Genomic DNA, 18,270 nt, shown 5'->3' with positions numbered 1-18,270 from the left:
CAGCTCGGCCCGGGCGATGGCATCAGCCGCCGAACTCGTGCAGACCCTTCAGGGCCGTGTCCAGCAGCGCCTGACGGCCCTCCAGCTCACGCTCCAGCTTCTCGGCCTTCGCGTTGTTGCCCTGGGCGCGGGCCTGCTCGATCTGGCCCTTCAGCTTGTCCACGGCGGCCTGGAGCTGACCGGTCAGCCCCTCGGCACGCACACGCGCCTCCGGGTTGGTCCGGCGCCACTCGGCCTCCTCGGCCTCCTGGATGGCCCGCTCCACGGCGTGCATGCGGCCCTCGACCTTCGGCCGGGCGTCGCGCGGCACATGGCCGATGGCCTCCCAGCGCTCGTTGATCGAGCGGAAGGCGGCGCGCGCGCCCTTCAGGTCGCCGATCGGCAGCAGCTTCTCGGCCTCCTCGGCCAGCTCCTCCTTCAGCTTGAGGTTCTCCGCCTGCTCGGCGTCGCGCTCGGCGAACACCGAGCTGCGGGCGGCGAAGAAGACGTCCTGGGCGCCGCGGAAGCGGTTCCACAGGTCGTCCTCGTGCTCACGCTGGGCCCGTCCGGCGGCCTTCCACTCGGCCATCAGCTCGCGGTAGCGCGCGGCCGTCGGACCCCAGTCCGTCGAACCGGACAGCGACTCCGCCTCGGCGACCAGGCGCTCCTTGATCCGGCGGGCGTCCTCGCGCTGCGCGTCCAGCTGCGCGAAGTGCGCCTTGCGCCGCTTGGAGAAAGCCGAGCGGGCGTGCGAGAAGCGGTGCCACAGCTCGTCGTCCGACTTGCGATCCAGCCGCGGCAGGCTCTTCCACGTGTCGACCAGGGCCCGCAGCCGCTCACCGGCGGCCCGCCACTGGTCGGACTGCGCCAGCTCCTCCGCCTCGATGACCAGCGCCTCCTTGCGGTGGCGCGCCTCGTCGGACTGCTTCGCCCGCTGCTGCTTGCGCTCCTCGCGGCGCTTCTCGACCAGCTCCACGAGCTTGTCGAGCCGCACCCGCAGGGCGTCCAGGTCGCCGACCGCGTGGTGCGCGTCCACCTGCTCGCGGATGTGGTCGATCGCCGCCTGGGCGTCCTTCGCCGACAGGTCGGTGGTCTTCACTCGCTTCTCGAGGAGGCCGATCTCGACAACCAGGCCCTCGTACTTGCGCTCGAAATAGGCCAGCGCCTCCTCGGGGGAGCCTGCCTGCCAGGAACCGACGACCTGCTCGCCGTCGGCCGTACGCACGTACACGGTCCCCGTCTCGTCGACGCGGCCCCACGGGTCGCTGCTCACAGCGCCTCCTCCACATGATGCCTGCGAGGGGCTGGTGTCCCCCCGGGCATCGTCCACAGTTTCGTCACGGCCAACATAGGCGACCGGCGGGTTGCCTGTCCGCATCCCGCGCGACCGAAATTACGCAGTTGAGGCTCAGGATTTCGTGACCGTCGCCTTGTCGATCACGACCGTCGCGTTGGGTGCGCCGTCCCCGGCCCCGGTGCTCTCACCGGCCTTCGCGATCTTCTCCAGCACCTTCATGCCGGAATCGGAAACGGTACCGAACGGTGTGTAGCTGGGCGGAAGCTGACTGTCCTGGTAGACGAGGAAGAACTGGCTGCCGCCGCTGTGCTTCTGGCCGGTGTTGGCCATCGCCACGGTGCCCGCGGGATACACGTTGTCCTTGAGGCTCTTGTCCTTGAGGTTCTCGTCCGGAATCGTGTAGCCGGGGCCGCCGGTGCCGGTGCCCGTCGGGTCGCCGCACTGCAGCACGTAGATGCCGTTCGTGGTGAGCCGGTGGCACTTGGAGTGGTCGAAGTAGCCCTTGCCGGCGAGGAAGTCGAACGAGTTGACGGTGTGCGGCGCTGCCGACGCCTTCAGATCGATGTCTATGTCGCCGCACGTCGTCGCGAGTTTCATCGTGTACTTCGCCGACTTGTCGACAGTGAGCTCCGGCTCCTTCTTCCAGGTCGCCGTCCTCACCTTGCCCTCGGCGGGCTTCTCGCACGGGTCCGGCGCCTTGCTGGGCGCGCTCTGGGTCGGCGTGACCTCGGAGCCCGCGTTCTGCTTGGTGTCGTCGTCGCCCTTGAGGACACCCGTCGTGTACAGCGCGACGCTGCCGATGACGACCACCGCGAGCACCGACGCGATCACCGAGTTGCGCATGCGCGACTTGCGACGGGCGTCCGTACGCCGCTGCTGCTGCCGCAAGAACTTCTCCCGGGCGAGCTGACGCCGCCGCTGTTCCTGGCTGACCACCGGGTTCTCTCCTCATGCGTCGTGTGTGTCGACCGGTACACATGTGCTCAGTGAGTCGACCGTCTGCGTGTGACCCGTACCGTATATGGGTTCGCTGAGTGTTCGGCAGCGCCGGTAGGCTCTGACCACAGGCGGAGTCCGCCGACAAACCACTCGTGTCGACACAAACGAAGGACGATCGTGCTCATTGCCGGGTTCCCCGCCGGGGCCTGGGGGACGAACTGTTATCTCGTCGCCCCCGCCCCCGGTGAGGAGTGCGTGATCATCGACCCGGGCCACGAAGCGGCCCCCGGAGTCGAGGAAGCACTGAAGAAGCATCGGCTCAAGCCCGTCGCCGTCGTCCTCACCCACGGCCACCTCGACCACGTGGCCTCGGTCGTCCCGGTGTGCGGTGCGCACGACGTACCGGCCTGGATCCACCCCGAGGACCGGTACATGATGAGCGACCCCGAGAAGGCGCTCGGCCGGTCCATCGGCGCGCAGCTCATGGGCGAGCTGACCGTAGGGGAACCGGACGACGTCAAGGAGCTGACCGACGGTGCCACGCTGGAGCTGGCGGGGATGGAGCTCACCGTCGCCCACGCGCCGGGCCATACCAAGGGGTCGGTGACCTTCGGCCTGCCCGAGGCGGCGGACATCCCGCCGATCCTCTTCTCGGGCGACCTGCTGTTCGCCGGCTCCATCGGACGCACCGACCTGCCCGGCGGTGACATGGCCGAGATCCTCGACTCGCTGGCCCGCGTGTGCCTGCCGCTCGACGACTCGACCGTGGTGCTGTCCGGCCACGGCCCCCAGACGACCATCGGCCAGGAGCGCGCCACCAACCCGTATCTGCGGCAGGTGGCCGCCGGCCCGGGAGCGAACACCGAGCGCGCTCCCCGACGAGGAATGTGACGAGACCTTCCGTGAGCACCTTCAAGGCCCCCAAGGGCACGTACGACCTGCTGCCGCCCGACTCCGCGAAGTACCTCGCGGTGCGCGAGGCGATCGCCGCGCCCCTGCGCAACTCCGGCTACGGCTACATCGAGACGCCCGGCTTCGAGAGCGTCGAGCTGTTCGCGCGCGGTGTCGGCGAGTCCACCGACATCGTGACCAAGGAGATGTACGCCTTCGAGACCAAGGGCGGCGACAGGCTCGCCCTGCGCCCCGAGGGCACGGCCTCCGTGCTGCGCGCCGCCCTGGAGGCCAACCTGCACAAGGCGGGCAACCTCCCGGTCAAGCTCTGGTACTCCGGCTCCTACTACCGCTACGAGCGCCCCCAGAAGGGCCGCTACCGGCACTTCTCCCAGGTCGGAGCCGAGGCGATCGGTGCCGAGGACCCGGCGCTGGACGCCGAGCTGATCATCCTGGCCGACCAGGCGTACCGCTCCCTGGGCCTGCGGAACTTCCGCATCCTGCTGAACTCCCTGGGCGACAAGGAGTGCCGCCCGGTGTACCGCGCCGCGCTCCAGGACTTCCTGCGCGGCCTGGACCTCGACGAGGACACCCTGCGCCGCGCGGACATCAACCCGCTGCGCGTCCTCGACGACAAGCGCGAGTCGGTCCAGAAGCAGCTCGGCGACGCCCCGCTGCTGCGCGACTACCTGTGCGACGCCTGCAAGGCGTACCACGAGGAGGTCCGCGAGCTGATCACGGCCGCGGGCGTCGTCTTCGAGGACGACCCCAAACTGGTGCGCGGCCTGGACTACTACACCCGCACGACCTTCGAGTTCGTGCACGACGGTCTGGGCTCCCAGTCCGCGGTGGGCGGCGGAGGCCGGTACGACGGCCTGTCCGAGATGATCGGCGGCCCCGCGCTGCCGTCCGTCGGCTGGGCCCTCGGCGTCGACCGCACGGTCCTCGCCCTGGAGGCGGAAGGCGTCGAGCTCGAACTGCCCTCCACGACCAGCGTGTTCGCGGTGCCGCTCGGCGAGGAGGCCCGCCGGGTGCTGTTCACCAAGGTCACCGAGCTGCGCAAGCTCGGCATCGCGACGGACTTCTCCTACGGCGCCAAGGGCCTCAAGGGCGCCATGAAGAACGCCAACCGCAGCGGCGCCCGGTACACGATCGTCGCCGGTGAGCGCGACCTCGCCGAGGGCGTCGTCCAGCTCAAGGACATGGAGTCCGGCGAGCAGATCGCGGTCGGCGTCAACGAGATCGTCGCCGAGCTGGAATCCCGTCTGGGCTGATTCCGCGAGCCGTCGGGAAGGAGGGGGACCGTCCGGGTCCCCCTCCTTTTCCCTGTTCCGGGGGTGTCCGGAACCGAACGCATGGCGCCGCTCACCCGTACTTCCTTATGCGCAGCGAACGGTGGGGACGCGTGCGTGTGCGGCACAATGTGCCCTGTCCGGGGAAACTCCAAGTCTCAAGTGACGGAATCGGCGTGATGAGCAAGACGACAGTCAAGGACGTCTCCACCGAGCCCGAGTCGGAGCCCGCACCGTCCGCCGCGCGGTCGGTCGGCGGCAGCCGGGCGCTCGCCCTGCTGCTGGTGATCACCGGTGCCGCGGGCCTGCTCGCCGCCTGGGTCATCACGATCGACAAGTTCAAGCTGCTCGAGGCCAAGGTCGAGGGGAAGACGTTCACCCCCGGATGCAGCCTGAACCCCGTCGTCTCCTGCGGCAGCGTCATGGAGTCCAAGCAGGCCGCGGTCTTCGGCTTCCCCAACCCGATGCTGGGCCTCGTCGCCTACGGCATCGTGATCTGCGTCGGCATGAGCCTGCTCGGCCGCGCCCGCTTCCCGCGCTGGTACTGGCTCACCTTCAACGCCGGCACCCTCTTCGGCGTCGTCTTCTGCGCCTGGCTGATGTTCCAGTCCCTGTACCGGATCAACGCCCTGTGCCTGTGGTGCAGCCTCGCGTGGGTCGCCACGATCGTCATGTTCTGGTACGTCACCTCGTTCAACGTCCGCAACGGCCTGCTCCCCGCGCCGAACTGGCTGAAGAGTTTCTTCGGCGAGTTCACCTGGGTCATGCCCGTCCTGCACATCGGGATCATCGGCATGCTGATCCTCACCCGCTGGTGGGACTTCTGGACGAGCTGACAGCCCTGAGGGGATTGTCAGTGCGGTGATTTAGGGTTTCCTCGTGGAGCCCGATCTGTTCACCGCCGCAGCCGAAGAACGCCAGGAGAAGGACCCGACGAGCAGTCCCCTGGCGGTCCGCATGCGCCCGCGCACCCTCGACGAGGTCGTGGGCCAGCAGCACCTGCTCAAGCCGGGCTCCCCGCTGCGCAGGCTCGTCGGCGAGGGTGCCGGGGGACCGGCCGGGCCCTCCTCGGTGATCCTCTGGGGCCCGCCCGGCACCGGCAAGACCACCCTGGCCTACGTCGTCTCCAAGGCCACCAACAAGCGCTTCGTCGAGCTGTCCGCCATCACCGCAGGGGTCAAGGAGGTCCGCGCGGTCATCGACGGCGCCCGCCGCGCCACCGGCGGCTACGGCCAGGAGACCGTCCTCTTCCTGGACGAGATCCACCGCTTCAGCAAGGCCCAGCAGGACTCCCTCCTGCCCGCCGTGGAGAACCGCTGGGTGACCCTGATCGCGGCCACCACCGAGAACCCCTACTTCTCGGTCATCTCGCCGCTGCTCTCCCGCTCCCTGCTGCTCACGCTCGAACCCCTCACCGACGACGACGTCCGCGGCCTGCTCCGCCGCGCGCTGAGCGACGAGCGCGGCCTGAAGGACGCCGTCGCGCTCCCCGAGGACACCGAGGACCACCTGCTGCGCATCGCGGGCGGCGACGCCCGCCGCGCCCTGACCGCCCTGGAGGCCGCGGCCGGGGCCGCCCTCGACCAGGACGAGAGCGAGATCAGCCTCCAGACCCTGGAGCAGACCGTCGACCGGGCCGCCGTGAAGTACGACCGCGACGGCGACCAGCACTACGACGTGGCCAGCGCCCTGATCAAGTCGATCCGCGGCTCCGACGTGGACGCCGCCCTGCACTACCTGGCCCGGATGATCGAGGCCGGCGAGGATCCCCGCTTCATCGCCCGGCGCCTGATGATCTCGGCCAGCGAGGACATCGGGCTCGCCGACCCCAACGCCCTGCCGATCGCCGTCGCCGCCGCCCAGGCCGTCGCCATGATCGGCTTCCCGGAGGCCGCGCTCACGCTCAGCCACGCCACCATCGCCCTCGCGCTCGCCCCGAAGTCCAACGCCGCGACCACCGCGATCGGTGCCGCCCTGGACGACGTGCGCAAGGGCCTGGCCGGCGCGGTGCCGCCCCACCTGCGCGACGGGCACTACAAGGGCGCGGCCAAGCTAGGGCACGCGCAGGGGTACGTGTACCCGCACGACCTGGCGGAGGGCATCGCCGAGCAGCAGTACGCACCCGACGCCCTCAAGGACCGCGAGTACTACACCCCGACCCGGCACGGCGCCGAGGCGCGGTACGCGGACGCCGTGGAGTGGACCAGGAAGCACCTCGGTCGCAAGCGGTCCTGAGCACCCTGTAAACTGCCTCGAAGCGCTGTGTCCCGTGCTGTCAGAACGGGACGGTCAGCCGGAACCCCAGCGGGTTCCAGGAGCGTCGCGCACCGATCGAATGGTGTCGCGGGCAGCCCACCACCCTCCGTCGCACGACGGGACCGGTCGGTGGGCCACTCGCGTGCTGCACGTTGTGCCCAGACCAGGGAGCGGCTGCCCACCCTGTCCGCGAGGGCGAGGAGGGTTTCCCCGGCTGCGGATGCGACCTCCCTCAACCCTGACGAGCCGAACACCGAGAAATGAGAGATCGTGGCGAACCAGTCCCGCCCCAAGGTCAAGAAGTCGCGTGCCCTCGGCATCGCGCTGACCCCGAAGGCCGTCAAGTACTTCGAGGCCCGTCCCTACCCGCCGGGTGAGCACGGCCGCGGCCGCAAGCAGAACTCGGACTACAAGGTCCGTCTGCTGGAGAAGCAGCGTCTGCGCGCGCAGTACGACGTGTCCGAGCGTCAGCTCGTCCGCGCCTACGAGCGTGCCTCCAAGGTTCAGGGCAAGACCGGTGAGGCCCTGATCATCGAGCTCGAGCGCCGTCTCGACGCCCTGGTCCTGCGTTCGGGCATCGCCCGCACCATCTACCAGGCCCGTCAGATGGTCGTCCACGGCCACATCGAGGTCAACGGCCAGAAGGTCGACAAGCCCTCCTTCCGCGTCAAGCCCGACGACGTCGTGATGGTCCGTGAGCGCAGCCGCGAGAAGACCCTCTTCTCCATCGCCCGCGAGGGTGGCTTCGCCCCCGAGGGTGAGACCCCGCGCTACCTCCAGGTGAACCTCAAGGCCCTGGCGTTCCGCCTGGACCGCGAGCCGAACCGCAAGGAGATCCCGGTGATCTGCGACGAGCAGCTCGTCGTCGAGTACTACGCCCGCTGATCCTCCGGCGGTCGTAGCACCCAGTGCACCGGAGCCCGTCGTCTCCCCACCTCGGTGGGGCGGCGGCGGGCTTTCGCGTCCACGGCGACTCGGCCGTGCGCCGGGCGTAATCCGGTACGGCGGCACATCACCGGCGCGATAGGCTCGGTGCACGACTTTTTCGATGCAGACCGATGCAGAGGCACGTATCAGGGAGCGGGTGCACACAGTGTCCGGTGGAGAGGTTGCCGGGATTCTGGTGGCGGTCTTCTGGGCGATCCTGGTCTCCTTCCTCGCCGTGGCGCTGGCGAGGCTGGCCCAGACGCTGAAGGCGACCACCAAGCTGGTCGCGGACGTGACCGACCAGGCCGTGCCGCTCCTCGCAGACGCCTCGTCGGCGGTGCGCTCCGCGCAGACCCAGATCGACCGGGTCGACGCGATCGCCTCCGACGTGCAGGAGGTCACGTCGAACGCCTCCGCGCTGTCGACCACCGTCGCCTCCACCTTCGGCGGCCCCCTCGTCAAGGTCGCGGCCTTCGGCTACGGCGTGCGCCGGGCCCTCGGCCGCAAGGACGGCGAGCCCGCCAAGGCCCCCAGGCGCACCGTGATCGTCGGCCGTACCGTGCCGGCCGCGCGGCGCGAGAAGCGAAACCGCGGGAAGAGGGACTGAGGCCCAGCATGTTCCGCCGTACGTTCTGGTTCGGCACGGGCGTCGCCGCCGGTGTCTGGGCCACCACCAAGGTCAACCGGAAGCTGAAGCAGCTGACCCCCGAGAGCCTCGCCGCGACCGCGGCGAACAAGGCGCTGGAGGCCGGTCACCGCATCAAGGACCGTGCTGTGGGCTTCGCCCTCGACGTCCGGGACAACATGGCCCAGCGGGAGGCCGAGCTCCAGGAGGCCCTGGGCATCGACGAGCGCCCCGAACTCCCCGCATCCCGGCGGTACACCGCCATCGAGAACCACAAGCAGCCGAAGTCGTACGTCATCGACAGCACGACGTACACGAACAACCGGAATGAGGACCACTGATGGAGTCGGCCGAGATTCGCCGCCGCTGGCTGAGCTTCTTCGAGGAGCGCGGGCACACCGTCGTCCCTTCGGCGTCGCTCATCGCGGACGACCCGACTCTGCTCCTCGTCCCGGCCGGCATGGTGCCCTTCAAGCCCTACTTCCTGGGTGAGGTCAAGCCGCCCTTCTCGCGCGCCACCAGCGTGCAGAAGTGCGTGCGCACGCCCGACATCGAAGAGGTCGGCAAGACCACCCGCCACGGCACGTTCTTCCAGATGTGCGGCAACTTCTCCTTCGGCGACTACTTCAAGGAAGGCGCCATCACCTACGCCTGGGAGCTGCTCACCACGCCCCAGGACAAGGGTGGTTACGGCCTCGACCCGGAGAAGCTCTGGATCACCGTCTACAAGGACGACGACGAGGCCGAGCGCATCTGGCACGAGGTCGTCGGCGTGCCGAAGGAGCGCATCCAGCGCCTCGGCATGAAGGACAACTACTGGTCGATGGGCGTCCCCGGACCCTGCGGCCCCTGCTCCGAGATCAACTACGACCGCGGCCCCGAGTTCGGCGTCGAGGGCGGCCCCGCCGTCAACGACGAGCGGTACGTGGAGATCTGGAACCTCGTCTTCATGCAGTACGAGCGCGGCGAGGGCATCGGCAAGGACAACTTCGAGATCCTCGGCGAGCTGCCGAGCAAGAACATCGACACGGGCCTCGGCCTGGAGCGCCTCGCCATGATTCTGCAGGGCGTGCAGAACATGTACGAGATCGACACCTCCATGGCCGTCATCAGGAAGGCCACCGAGCTGACCGGCGTGGCCTACGGCGACGCCCACGAGTCGGACGTCTCCCTGCGCGTGGTCACCGACCACATGCGCACGTCCGTCATGCTCATCGGCGACGGCGTCACCCCCGGCAACGAGGGCCGCGGCTACGTGCTGCGCCGCATCATGCGCCGCGCCATCCGCAACATGCGCCTGCTCGGCGCCACCGGCCCGGTCGTCCTGGACCTCATCGACACCGTCATCGCGATGATGGGCCAGCAGTACCCCGAGCTCGTCACCGACCGCGAGCGCATCGAGAAGGTCGCCGTCGCCGAGGAGAACGCCTTCCTCAAGACGCTGAAGGCCGGCACCAACATCCTCGACACCGCCGTCACCGAGACCAAGGCCGCCGGCGGCAAGGTCCTCGCCGGCGACAAGGCGTTCCTGCTCCACGACACCTGGGGCTTCCCGATCGACCTCACCCTGGAGATGGCCGCCGAGCAGGGCCTCTCCGTGGACGAGGACGGCTTCCGCCGCCTGATGAAGGAGCAGCGGGAGCGCGCCAAGGCGGACGCCCAGGCCAAGAAGACCGGCCACGCCGGCGCGGGCGCCTACCGCGAGATCGCCGACAAGACCGGTGCGACCGACTTCATCGGCTACACCGAGACCGAGGGCGAGTCCACCGTCGTCGGCATCCTGGTCGACGGCGTCTCCTCGCCGGCCGCCTCCGAGGGCGACGAGGTCGAGATCGTCCTCGACCGCACCCCGTTCTACGCCGAGGGCGGCGGCCAGATCGGCGACACCGGCCGCGTCAGGACCGACAACGGTGCCGTCATCGAGATCCGCGACTGCCAGAAGCCCGTCCCGGGCGTCTACGTCCACAAGGGCGTCGTCCAGGTCGGCGAGGTCACCGTCGGTGCCCGCGCCCACGCCGCCATCGACGCCCGCCGCCGTACGGCCATCGCCCGTGCCCACTCGGCCACGCACCTCACGCACCAGGCCCTGCGTGACGCCCTCGGCCCGACCGCCGCCCAGGCCGGTTCCGAGAACCAGCCCGGCCGCTTCCGCTTCGACTTCGGCTCGCCGTCCGCCGTCCCGACGGCCGTGATGACCGACGTCGAGCAGAAGATCAACGAGGTGCTCGCCCGCGACCTGGACGTGCGCGCCGACGTCATGGGCATCGACGAGGCCAAGAAGCAGGGTGCCATCGCCGAGTTCGGCGAGAAGTACGGCGAGCGGGTCCGTGTGGTGACCATCGGCGACTTCTCCAAGGAGCTGTGCGGCGGCACGCACGTCCACAACACCGCCCAGCTCGGCCTGGTCAAGCTGCTCGGCGAGTCGTCCATCGGCTCCGGCGTCCGCCGGATCGAGGCCCTGGTCGGCGTCGACGCCTACAACTTCCTGGCCCGTGAGCACACGGTCGTCGCCCAGCTCCAGGAGCTGATCAAGGGCCGTCCGGAGGAGCTCCCGGAGAAGGTTTCCGCCATGCTCGGCAAGCTGAAGGACGCCGAGAAGGAGATCGAGAAGTTCCGCGCCGAGAAGGTGCTCCAGGCCGCCGCCGGGCTCGCCGGGTCCGCCAAGGACGTCCGCGGGGTCGCGGTCGTCACCGGCCAGGTCCCGGACGGCACCACCGCCGACGACCTGCGCAAGCTCGTCCTCGACGTCCGCGGCCGCATCCAGGGCGGACGCGCCGCCGTGGTCGCCCTGTTCACCGTGACCAACGGCAAGCCGCTGACGGTCATCGCCACCAACGACGCCGCCCGCGAGCGCGGCCTCAAGGCCGGTGACCTGGTCCGTACGGCCGCCAAGACCCTCGGCGGCGGCGGTGGCGGCAAGCCGGACGTGGCCCAGGGCGGTGGCCAGAACCCGGCCGCGGTCGGCGAGGCCGTCGACGCGGTCGAGCGGCTCGTGGCGGACACCGCCAAGTGAGCCACGACACACAGGCGAGCGGTGACGGCCGGGGCATGCGCCGCGGCCGCCGCCTCGCCGTCGACGTGGGCGACGCCCGGATCGGCGTCGCCTCGTGCGACCCGGACGGCATCCTCGCCACCCCCGTGGAGACCGTGCCGGGCCGGGACGTCCCGGCCGCGCAGCGCCGGCTGCGGCAGCTCGTCGAGGAGTACGAGCCGATCGAGGTCGTCGTCGGGCTGCCCCGTTCCCTCAAGGGCGGCGAGGGCCCGGCCGCGGTGAAGGTCCGGGGCTTCGCCCAGGAACTCGCCCGCATGATCGCGCCCGTTCCGGTCAGACTCGTCGATGAGAGGATGACGACCGTGACGGCCAGTCAGGGACTGCGCGCCTCGGGCGTGAAGTCCAAGAAGGGCCGTTCCGTCATCGACCAGGCGGCCGCGGTGATCATCCTGCAGCAGGCGCTCGAATCCGAACGGGTGTCAGGCAAAGCACCCGGCGAGGGCGTCGAAGTGGTTATCTGATCGCGATACGGTAACGTTCCGCGCGATACGGCGGCGGTCGAACAGCCGCTGTCCTTACGGAGACCGGACGGCATCTGAGCCCGATCGCTCAGGGACCGACCGTCTCGCGGTTCCAGGAACCGGTCACCCGCACCCCGGCCAGCCGGCCGGGCCCGCCGCCCACGGCGGCGCCGAGGTGACCGGCCCCGGTCACCGCGTGGAGGAGGTGCGATCGGTGACCACGCTTCAGGTGCGTGGACGGACCCACACGGGCCGGGCGGGACAGGCCGGCCCGTGGCCCGTGCGTGGCCCGGTGCCGGTCGGATCACGAGTTCTAGGGGCGCACATCCACCAGGCAATGCTGCGGCGAGACGTGTCCGGACGCGCGGGGTGCACGGTCACGTCTGTCATGAACGGTGCTACGGCACCAGGCCCTGACTCCGTCGGGCGACACCACGGAGCCCACCTGCCGCGACGGGCCGACGGCTACGGCCACCTCACCCGAGAGGAGGAAGGCACGCACGGCCCCGCCCCCCACGGCGGACTCCGGCGTGCCGACCGCTCCGATGACTGAATACGGCCGGGGCGACGGCTCCGATCGCTGGCAGGACGATCCGCTCGGCGGGGACGGCCGGTGGAACGCCCAGCAGGGTGATCAACAGGGATACGGGCAGCAGCAGTACGCCGACCCGCAGCACCAGCAGTACGGTCAGCAGCAGTACGACCCGCAGCAGTACGCCGACCAGCAGTACTACGCACAGCAGGCGCAGCAGCAGTACGGCGAGTGGAACGACGGGCAGCACACCGGGTACGGCCAGCAGCAGTACCCGCAGGAGCAGTACCCCCAGCAGTACACGGACCAGGGACAGCAGCAGGGTCACGGTCAGCACACGGGGCACGGGCAGCAGCAGGGTCACGGTCAGCATGCGGGGCACGCGCAGCAGCAGTCGTACGACGGCGGCTGGGCCATGGGCGGTCACCAGCAGCCGTCGTACGGCGACCCGGACCCGTACGGGCAGCAGCAGGCCGCCTACGGGGGAGGCCAGCCCGACTACTACGGCACGCAGGACGCCTATCCGCCCCCGCAGCCGCCCACCCGGCGGGCCGCCGAGCCCGAGCCGGACACCGGCTGGGACCCTGGCCCCGACCAGGGCGAACACGCCTTCTTCGCGGGCGGCGACCAGGACGATGACGACGACACCGACGAGCGTGACGACCGGTCGGGGCGCGGCGGCAAGAAACCGAAGAAACGTCGCAGCGGACCGGCCTGCCTGGTCCTCGCCCTGATCTTCGCGGGCGCGGTCGGCGGCGTCGGCTACTTCGGCTACCAGTTCTACCAGGACCGTTTCGGCCCGGCGCCCGACTACGCGGGCGACGGCAACGGCGAACAGGTCACGGTCGTCATCCCGAAAGGCGCGGGCGGCTATGTCATCGGGCAGAAGCTGAAGGCGGCCGGCGTCATCCAGAGCGTGGACGCGTTCGTGTCCGCGCAGAACGACCATGCGAACGGCAAGTCCATCCAGGACGGCGTCTACACGATGCAGAAGCAGATGTCGGCGGCCAGCGCCGTCGAGCTGATGCTCAGCCCCAAGAGCCGGTCCAACCTGATCATCGCCGAGGGCTCCCGGAACGCCGCCGTGTACGCGCTGATCGACAAGCGCCTCGGGGTCGCGGACGGCACCACGGCCGAGGTCGCGAAGAAGCAGTACAAGAAGCTCGGCCTGCCCGACTGGGCGCTGGACCACCCCAATGTGAAGGACCCCCTGGAGGGGTTCCTCTACCCGTCCAGCTACGCGGCCAGCAAGGGCCAGAAGCCGGCGACCGTGCTGAAGGAGATGGTCGACCGGGCCACGAAGAAGTACGAGGAGATGGGGCTGGAGAAGAAGGCCGCGGGCCTCGGGCTCGACGGCCCCTGGGAGGTGCTCACCGTGGCCAGCCTGGCCCAGGCCGAGGGCACCAGCCACGACGACTACCGCAAGATGGCCGAGGTCGTCTACAACCGCCTCAAGCCCGGGAACCCCGAGACCTACGGGTCCCTGGAGTTCGACTCCACGTACAACTACATCAAGAACCAGAGCAAGATCGACCTGAGCATCGCCGAGCTGCGGCGCTACGACAACCCGTACAACACGTACTTCGTCAAGGGCCTGCCGCCCGGTCCCATCGACAACCCGGGTGAGGATGCGCTCAAGGGCGCGCTGAACCCGACGAAGGACGGCTGGTACTACTTCATCTCGCTGGACGGCAAGACCAGCAAGTTCACCAAGACGCTGAAGGACCACGAGAAGCTGGTCGAGCAGTTCAACGCGTCGAGGAAGAAGAGCTAGGGATCACGGACGCAGTGAACGATTCCGCGATGGCCGCGACGGGCGGGCGGTGCCGGGCGGCGGTGCTCGGTTCCCCCATCGGGCACTCCCTGTCCCCGGTGCTGCACCGGGCCGCCTACGCCGAACTGGGGCTCACCGGCTGGTCGTACGACCGCTTCGACGTCGACGAGGCCGCCCTGCCCGGCTTCCTCGCCGAGCTCGGTCCCGAGTGGGCCGGGCTGTCGCTGACCATGCCGTTGAAGCGGGCCGTGATCCCGCTGCTCGACGAGATCAGCGAGACCGCCGCCTCGGTCGAGGCCGTCAACACCGTCGTCGTGACCGGGGACGGCCGCCGCGTCGGCGACAACACCGACATCCCCGGCATGGTCGCCGCCCTGCGCGAGCGCGGCATCGAGGAGGTCGGCTCGGCCGCCGTGCTCGGCGCCGGCGCCACCGCGTCCTCGGCGCTGGCCGCCCTGGCCCGCGTCTGCACCGGCGAGGTCGTGGCCTACGTCCGCAGCGAGGCGCGCGCCGCCGAGATGCGGCAGTGGGGCGAGCGGCTCGGCGTCGAGGTCCGCACGGCGGACTGGGCCGACGCCGCCGAGGCGCTGCGTGCCCCCCTGGTGATCGCGACGACTCCCGCGGGCACCACCGACGCTCTCGCCCATGCCGTGCCCGAGCGTCCCGCCACCCTCTTCGACGTGCTCTACGACCCCTGGCCCACCGCGCTCGCGGCCCGCTGGTCGATGTTCGGCGGGGCCGTCGTCAGCGGCCTCGACCTGCTGGTGCACCAGGCGGTGCTCCAAGTGGAGCAGATGACCGGCCGCGCCCCGGCGCCGCTGGAGGCGATGCGAAAAGCGGGGGAGCGCGCCCTCGCGGCCCGCTAAGATCGGCGAGTTCCGCAGGGGGCGGAGCAGTTTTCACAGGGGAGCACGACACCGTGTCCACAGGCGTGCCGCTCGCGTCCGTCAAGAGCGAGATATTCGAGACCGTCCTCCAGTTCATGCCGGACTGGATCCAGATTCCCGTCCTGGTCCTGATCGTGCTCGCCGTGGTGGGGTCCTGGGTCTACAAGGGCAAGCGCAAGCTCGACCAGCGGCGGGCGCGGCGCCTGGGCCGTACGTCCACCCCGGTGCCCCAGCCGTCGCAGGCCAGGGGTGCCGACTTCCTCGGCCCCTACGCCCCGCAGCAGCAGCCGCCGCAGCCCGCGGGACAGCCGAGCGGCGCCGACTTCCTCGGCTCCTACGCCCCGCCACGGAGCCAGGGCGAGCCCTCCGCCTGACCGCGTCCTCGGCCGCGGGACGCCCACCGGCCGTCCACCGGCCGTCCGCCAGATGGACCGGCGGCCGGTGGCCGGGCCCGGACGTGGGAGGATCGGAGGTGGCGGGCCCGGGCCGCGCACCTGGCCGCCGTCGCGGTACGCGCCGACGCGCGTACCCACCGCAGTACCAGGGCGCGAGCATCGAGGAGCACCGTTGAGCAGGTTGCGCTGGCTGACCGCGGGGGAGTCCCACGGCCCCGCACTCGTCGCGACGCTGGAGGGCCTTCCCGCCGGCGTGCCGATCACCACGGAGATGGTGGCGGACCACCTGGCCCGGCGCCGCCTCGGTTATGGGCGCGGTGCGCGGATGAAGTTCGAGCGCGACGAGGTCACCTTCCTCGGCGGCGTCCGGCACGGCCTCACCCTCGGCTCCCCGGTCGCGATCATGGTGGGCAACACCGAGTGGCCCAAGTGGGAGCAGGTCATGGCGGCCGACCCGGTCGACCCGGAGATCCTGGCCGGGCTCGCCCGCAACGCCCCGCTGACCCGGCCCCGCCCCGGCCACGCCGACCTCGCCGGGATGCAGAAGTACGGCTTCGACGAGGCCCGCCCGATCCTGGAGCGCGCCTCGGCCCGCGAGACCGCCGCCCGGGTGGCGCTCGGCGCGGTGGCCCGGTCGTACCTCAAGGAGACGGCCGGCATCGAGATCGTCAGCCACGTCGTCGAGCTCTGCTCCGTCAAGGCCCCGCAGGGCGTCTACCCGACCCCGGCCGACGTCGAGCGGCTGGACGCCGACCCGCTGCGCTGCCTGGACGCCGACACCTCCAAGGCGATGGTCGCGGAGGTCGACCAGGCCCACAAGGACGGCGACACCCTCGGCGGTGTCGTCGAGGTGCTCGCCTACGACGTGCCGGTGGGCCTCGGCTCGCATGTCCACTGGGACCGCAAGCTGGACGCCCGGCTCGCCGGTGCCCTCATGGGCATCCAGGCCATCAAGGGCGTCGAGCTCGGCGACGGCTTCGAGCTGGCCCGCGTGCCGGGCTCGAAGGCCCACGACGAGATCGTGCGGACCGAGGACGGCATCCGGCGCACCTCCGGCCGCTCCGGCGGCACCGAGGGCGGTCTCACCACCGGTGAGCTGCTGCGGGTCCGCGCCGCGATGAAGCCGATCGCCACGGTGCCGCGCGCCCTGAAGACCGTCGACGTCACCACCGGCGAGGCCGCCCAGGCCCACCACCAGCGCTCCGACGTCTCCGCGGTCCCGGCCGCCGGCATCGTCGCCGAGGCTATGGTGGCGCTGGTCCTCGCGGACGCGGTCGCGGAGAAGTTCGGCGGCGACTCGGTCGCCGAGACGCGCCGCAACGTCCGCTCGTACCTCGACCACCTGGCGATCCGATGAGCGGGGCGCCCGTGGTGGTGCTGGTCGGGCCGATGGGCGTGGGCAAGTCCACCGTCGGCGGGCTCATGGCGGACCGGCTCGGCGTCGGCTACCGCGACACCGACGACGACATCGTGGCCGAGCAGGGCCGGACCATCTCCGAGATCTTCGTCGACGACGGCGAGCCCGCCTTCCGGGAGATCGAGAAGCAGGCGGTGAGCCGGGCGCTCGAGGAGCACGACGGCGTCCTGGCGCTCGGCGGCGGCGCGATCCTCGACGCCGGCACCCGCGCCCTGCTCGCCGGACAGCGGGTCGTCTACCTCTCGATGGACGTCGAGGAGGCCGTGAAGCGCACCGGCCTCAACGCCGCCCGCCCGCTGCTCGCGGTCAACCCGCGCAAGCAGTGGCGCGAGCTGATGGAGGCCCGCCGCCATCTGTACGAGGAGGTCGCGACGGCCGTCGTGGCCACCGACGGCCGTACCCCCGAAGAAGTGACCCGAGCCGCGCTGGACGCACTGGAGTTGAAGGACGCATGACCGAGGCAGTGACGCGGATCCAGGTCGGCGGCAGCGCGGGCAGCGACCCGTACGAGGTCCTGGTGGGCCGTCAGCTCCTCGGTGAGCTGGGCGGGTTGATCGGCGACCGGGTCAAACGGGTCGCGGTCATCCACCCGGAGGCGCTGGCCGAGACCGGTGAGGCGCTGCGGGCCGACCTGGCCGGCCAGGGCTTCGAGACGGTCGCCATCCAGGTCCCGAACGCGGAGGAGGCCAAGACCGCCGAGGTCGCCGCCTACTGCTGGAAGGCTCTCGGGCAGTCCGGCTTCACCCGCTCCGACGTCGTCGTCGGCGTCGGCGGCGGTGCCACGACGGACCTCGCCGGCTTCGTCGCCGCCACCTGGCTGCGCGGAGTGCGCTGGATCGCCGTCCCGACGACCGTGCTGGCCATGGTGGACGCGGCGGTCGGCGGCAAGACCGGCATCAACACCGCCGAGGGCAAGAACCTCGTCGGCGCCTTCCACCCGCCCGCCGGAGTCCTGTGCGACCTGGCGGCACTGGAGTCCCTGCCCGTCCACGACTACGTCTCCGGGCTCGCGGAGATCATCAAGGCGGGCTTCATCGCAGACCCGGCGATCCTGGACCTCATCGAGGCGGACCCGCAGGCCGCGCGCACCCCGGCCGGCCCGCACACCGCCGAGCTGATCGAGCGCTCCATCCGGGTCAAGGCGGAGGTCGTCTCCTCGGACCTGAGGGAGTCGGGCCTGCGGGAGATCCTCAACTACGGCCACACGCTCGGCCACGCCATCGAGAAGAACGAGCGCTACAAGTGGCGGCACGGTGCCGCGGTCGCCGTCGGCATGCACTTCGCCGCCGAACTCGGGCGCCTCGCGGGCCGGTTGGACGACGCGACCGCCGACCGGCACCGCGCGATCCTCGAATCGGTCGGCCTGCCGCTGCACTACCGCTACGACCAGTGGCCCAAGCTGCTGGAGACCATGAAGGTCGACAAGAAGTCCCGCGGTGACCTGTTGCGCTTCATCGTCCTGGACGGCCTGGCCAAGCCGACCGTCCTGGAGGGACCCGACCCGGCCGTCCTGCTCGCCGCCTACGGCGAGGTCGGCCAGTAAGTC

Annotated in this window: 17 protein-coding genes; 15 read left to right on the top strand and 2 right to left on the bottom strand. The window is 70.5% G+C overall.

From position 1 onward, the window contains the following. Nucleotides 1–22 precede the first annotated feature (22 nt). Together ADL34_RS26525 and ADL34_RS26520 are read right to left on the bottom strand one after the other, a co-directional pair. Complete coding sequence (locus ADL34_RS26525; protein ID WP_062674275.1) at nt 23–1,252, bottom strand: DUF349 domain-containing protein; 1,230 nt, start codon at nt 1,250–1,252, stop codon at nt 23–25. A 135-nt stretch (nt 1,253–1,387) separates the two neighbouring features. Further along, a complete protein-coding gene (locus ADL34_RS26520) occupies nt 1,388–2,212 on the bottom strand; it encodes a peptidylprolyl isomerase (RefSeq protein ID WP_062674277.1) in 825 nt (274 codons plus the stop codon). Nucleotides 2,213–2,392: 180 nt separating this feature from the next. Here ADL34_RS26520 and ADL34_RS26515 point away from each other — a divergent pair, with 180 nt between their 5' ends. From ADL34_RS26515 to aroB, 15 genes are all read left to right on the top strand, one after another. Further along, on the top strand, nt 2,393–3,106 hold the full coding sequence (locus tag ADL34_RS26515) for an MBL fold metallo-hydrolase (protein ID WP_062674279.1): 714 nt from the start codon (nt 2,393–2,395) through the stop codon (nt 3,104–3,106). 11 nt (nt 3,107–3,117) lie between these two features. Beyond that, entirely contained in the window at nt 3,118–4,380 is a 1,263-nt protein-coding gene (hisS, locus tag ADL34_RS26510; RefSeq protein ID WP_062674281.1) for a histidine--tRNA ligase, read from the top strand. A 197-nt stretch (nt 4,381–4,577) separates the two neighbouring features. Then, nucleotides 4,578–5,234: a vitamin K epoxide reductase family protein gene (locus ADL34_RS26505; RefSeq protein WP_062674283.1), complete on the top strand. Its 657-nt coding sequence runs from the start codon at nt 4,578–4,580 to the stop codon at nt 5,232–5,234. 43 nt (nt 5,235–5,277) lie between these two features. Further along, entirely contained in the window at nt 5,278–6,633 is a 1,356-nt protein-coding gene (locus ADL34_RS26500; RefSeq protein WP_062674284.1) for a replication-associated recombination protein A, read from the top strand. A 291-nt stretch (nt 6,634–6,924) separates the two neighbouring features. After that, nucleotides 6,925–7,539 carry a 30S ribosomal protein S4 gene (rpsD, locus tag ADL34_RS26495; protein WP_062674288.1) on the top strand — a complete coding sequence of 205 codons (615 nt, stop codon included), beginning with the start codon at nt 6,925–6,927 and terminating at the stop codon, nt 7,537–7,539. A gap of 199 nt (nt 7,540–7,738) precedes the next feature. Then, nucleotides 7,739–8,188: a DUF948 domain-containing protein gene (locus tag ADL34_RS26490; protein WP_179199199.1), complete on the top strand. Its 450-nt coding sequence runs from the start codon at nt 7,739–7,741 to the stop codon at nt 8,186–8,188. Nucleotides 8,189–8,196: 8 nt separating this feature from the next. After that, the gene (locus tag ADL34_RS26485) at nt 8,197–8,547 is read left to right on the top strand and encodes a hypothetical protein (protein WP_062674292.1); all 351 of its coding nucleotides are present in this window, start codon (nt 8,197–8,199) and stop codon (nt 8,545–8,547) included. After that, nucleotides 8,547–11,219 (top strand): alanine--tRNA ligase, encoded by a 2,673-nt coding sequence (gene alaS, locus ADL34_RS26480; RefSeq protein ID WP_062674293.1) that lies wholly within the window; start codon nt 8,547–8,549, stop codon nt 11,217–11,219. Before ADL34_RS26485 ends, alaS begins: the two co-directional genes overlap by 1 nt. 35 nt (nt 11,220–11,254) lie before the next feature. Beyond that, nucleotides 11,255–11,719, top strand: a complete 465-nt coding sequence (gene ruvX, locus ADL34_RS26475) for a Holliday junction resolvase RuvX (protein ID WP_055623832.1) — start codon at nt 11,255–11,257, stop codon at nt 11,717–11,719. Nucleotides 11,720–12,264: 545 nt separating this feature from the next. Continuing rightward, nucleotides 12,265–14,025 carry an endolytic transglycosylase MltG gene (gene mltG / locus ADL34_RS26470; protein WP_062674295.1) on the top strand — a complete coding sequence of 587 codons (1,761 nt, stop codon included), beginning with the start codon at nt 12,265–12,267 and terminating at the stop codon, nt 14,023–14,025. 29 nt (nt 14,026–14,054) lie between these two features. Beyond that, on the top strand, nt 14,055–14,891 hold the full coding sequence (locus ADL34_RS26465; RefSeq protein WP_062674297.1) for a shikimate dehydrogenase: 837 nt from the start codon (nt 14,055–14,057) through the stop codon (nt 14,889–14,891). 53 nt (nt 14,892–14,944) lie between these two features. Then, nucleotides 14,945–15,286 (top strand): hypothetical protein, encoded by a 342-nt coding sequence (locus tag ADL34_RS26460; protein WP_062674299.1) that lies wholly within the window; start codon nt 14,945–14,947, stop codon nt 15,284–15,286. A 193-nt stretch (nt 15,287–15,479) separates the two neighbouring features. Further along, nucleotides 15,480–16,664, top strand: a complete 1,185-nt coding sequence (gene aroC / locus ADL34_RS26455) for a chorismate synthase (protein WP_107115763.1) — start codon at nt 15,480–15,482, stop codon at nt 16,662–16,664. Beyond that, complete coding sequence (locus ADL34_RS26450) at nt 16,661–17,179, top strand: shikimate kinase (RefSeq protein WP_062674303.1); 519 nt, start codon at nt 16,661–16,663, stop codon at nt 17,177–17,179. The genes aroC and ADL34_RS26450 overlap by 4 nt, the downstream gene beginning before the upstream one ends. Next, complete coding sequence (aroB, locus tag ADL34_RS26445) at nt 17,176–18,267, top strand: 3-dehydroquinate synthase (protein ID WP_062674305.1); 1,092 nt, start codon at nt 17,176–17,178, stop codon at nt 18,265–18,267. Before ADL34_RS26450 ends, aroB begins: the two co-directional genes overlap by 4 nt. Nucleotides 18,268–18,270 lie beyond the last annotated feature (3 nt).

Source organism: Streptomyces sp. NRRL WC-3605, from assembly GCF_001509795.1.
In the GTDB taxonomy this organism is placed as follows: Bacteria; Actinomycetota; Actinomycetes; order Streptomycetales; family Streptomycetaceae; genus Streptomyces; species Streptomyces viridochromogenes.
Note: the sequence above shows the minus strand (reverse complement) of the source record. Positions and strands in the feature narration are given on the sequence as shown.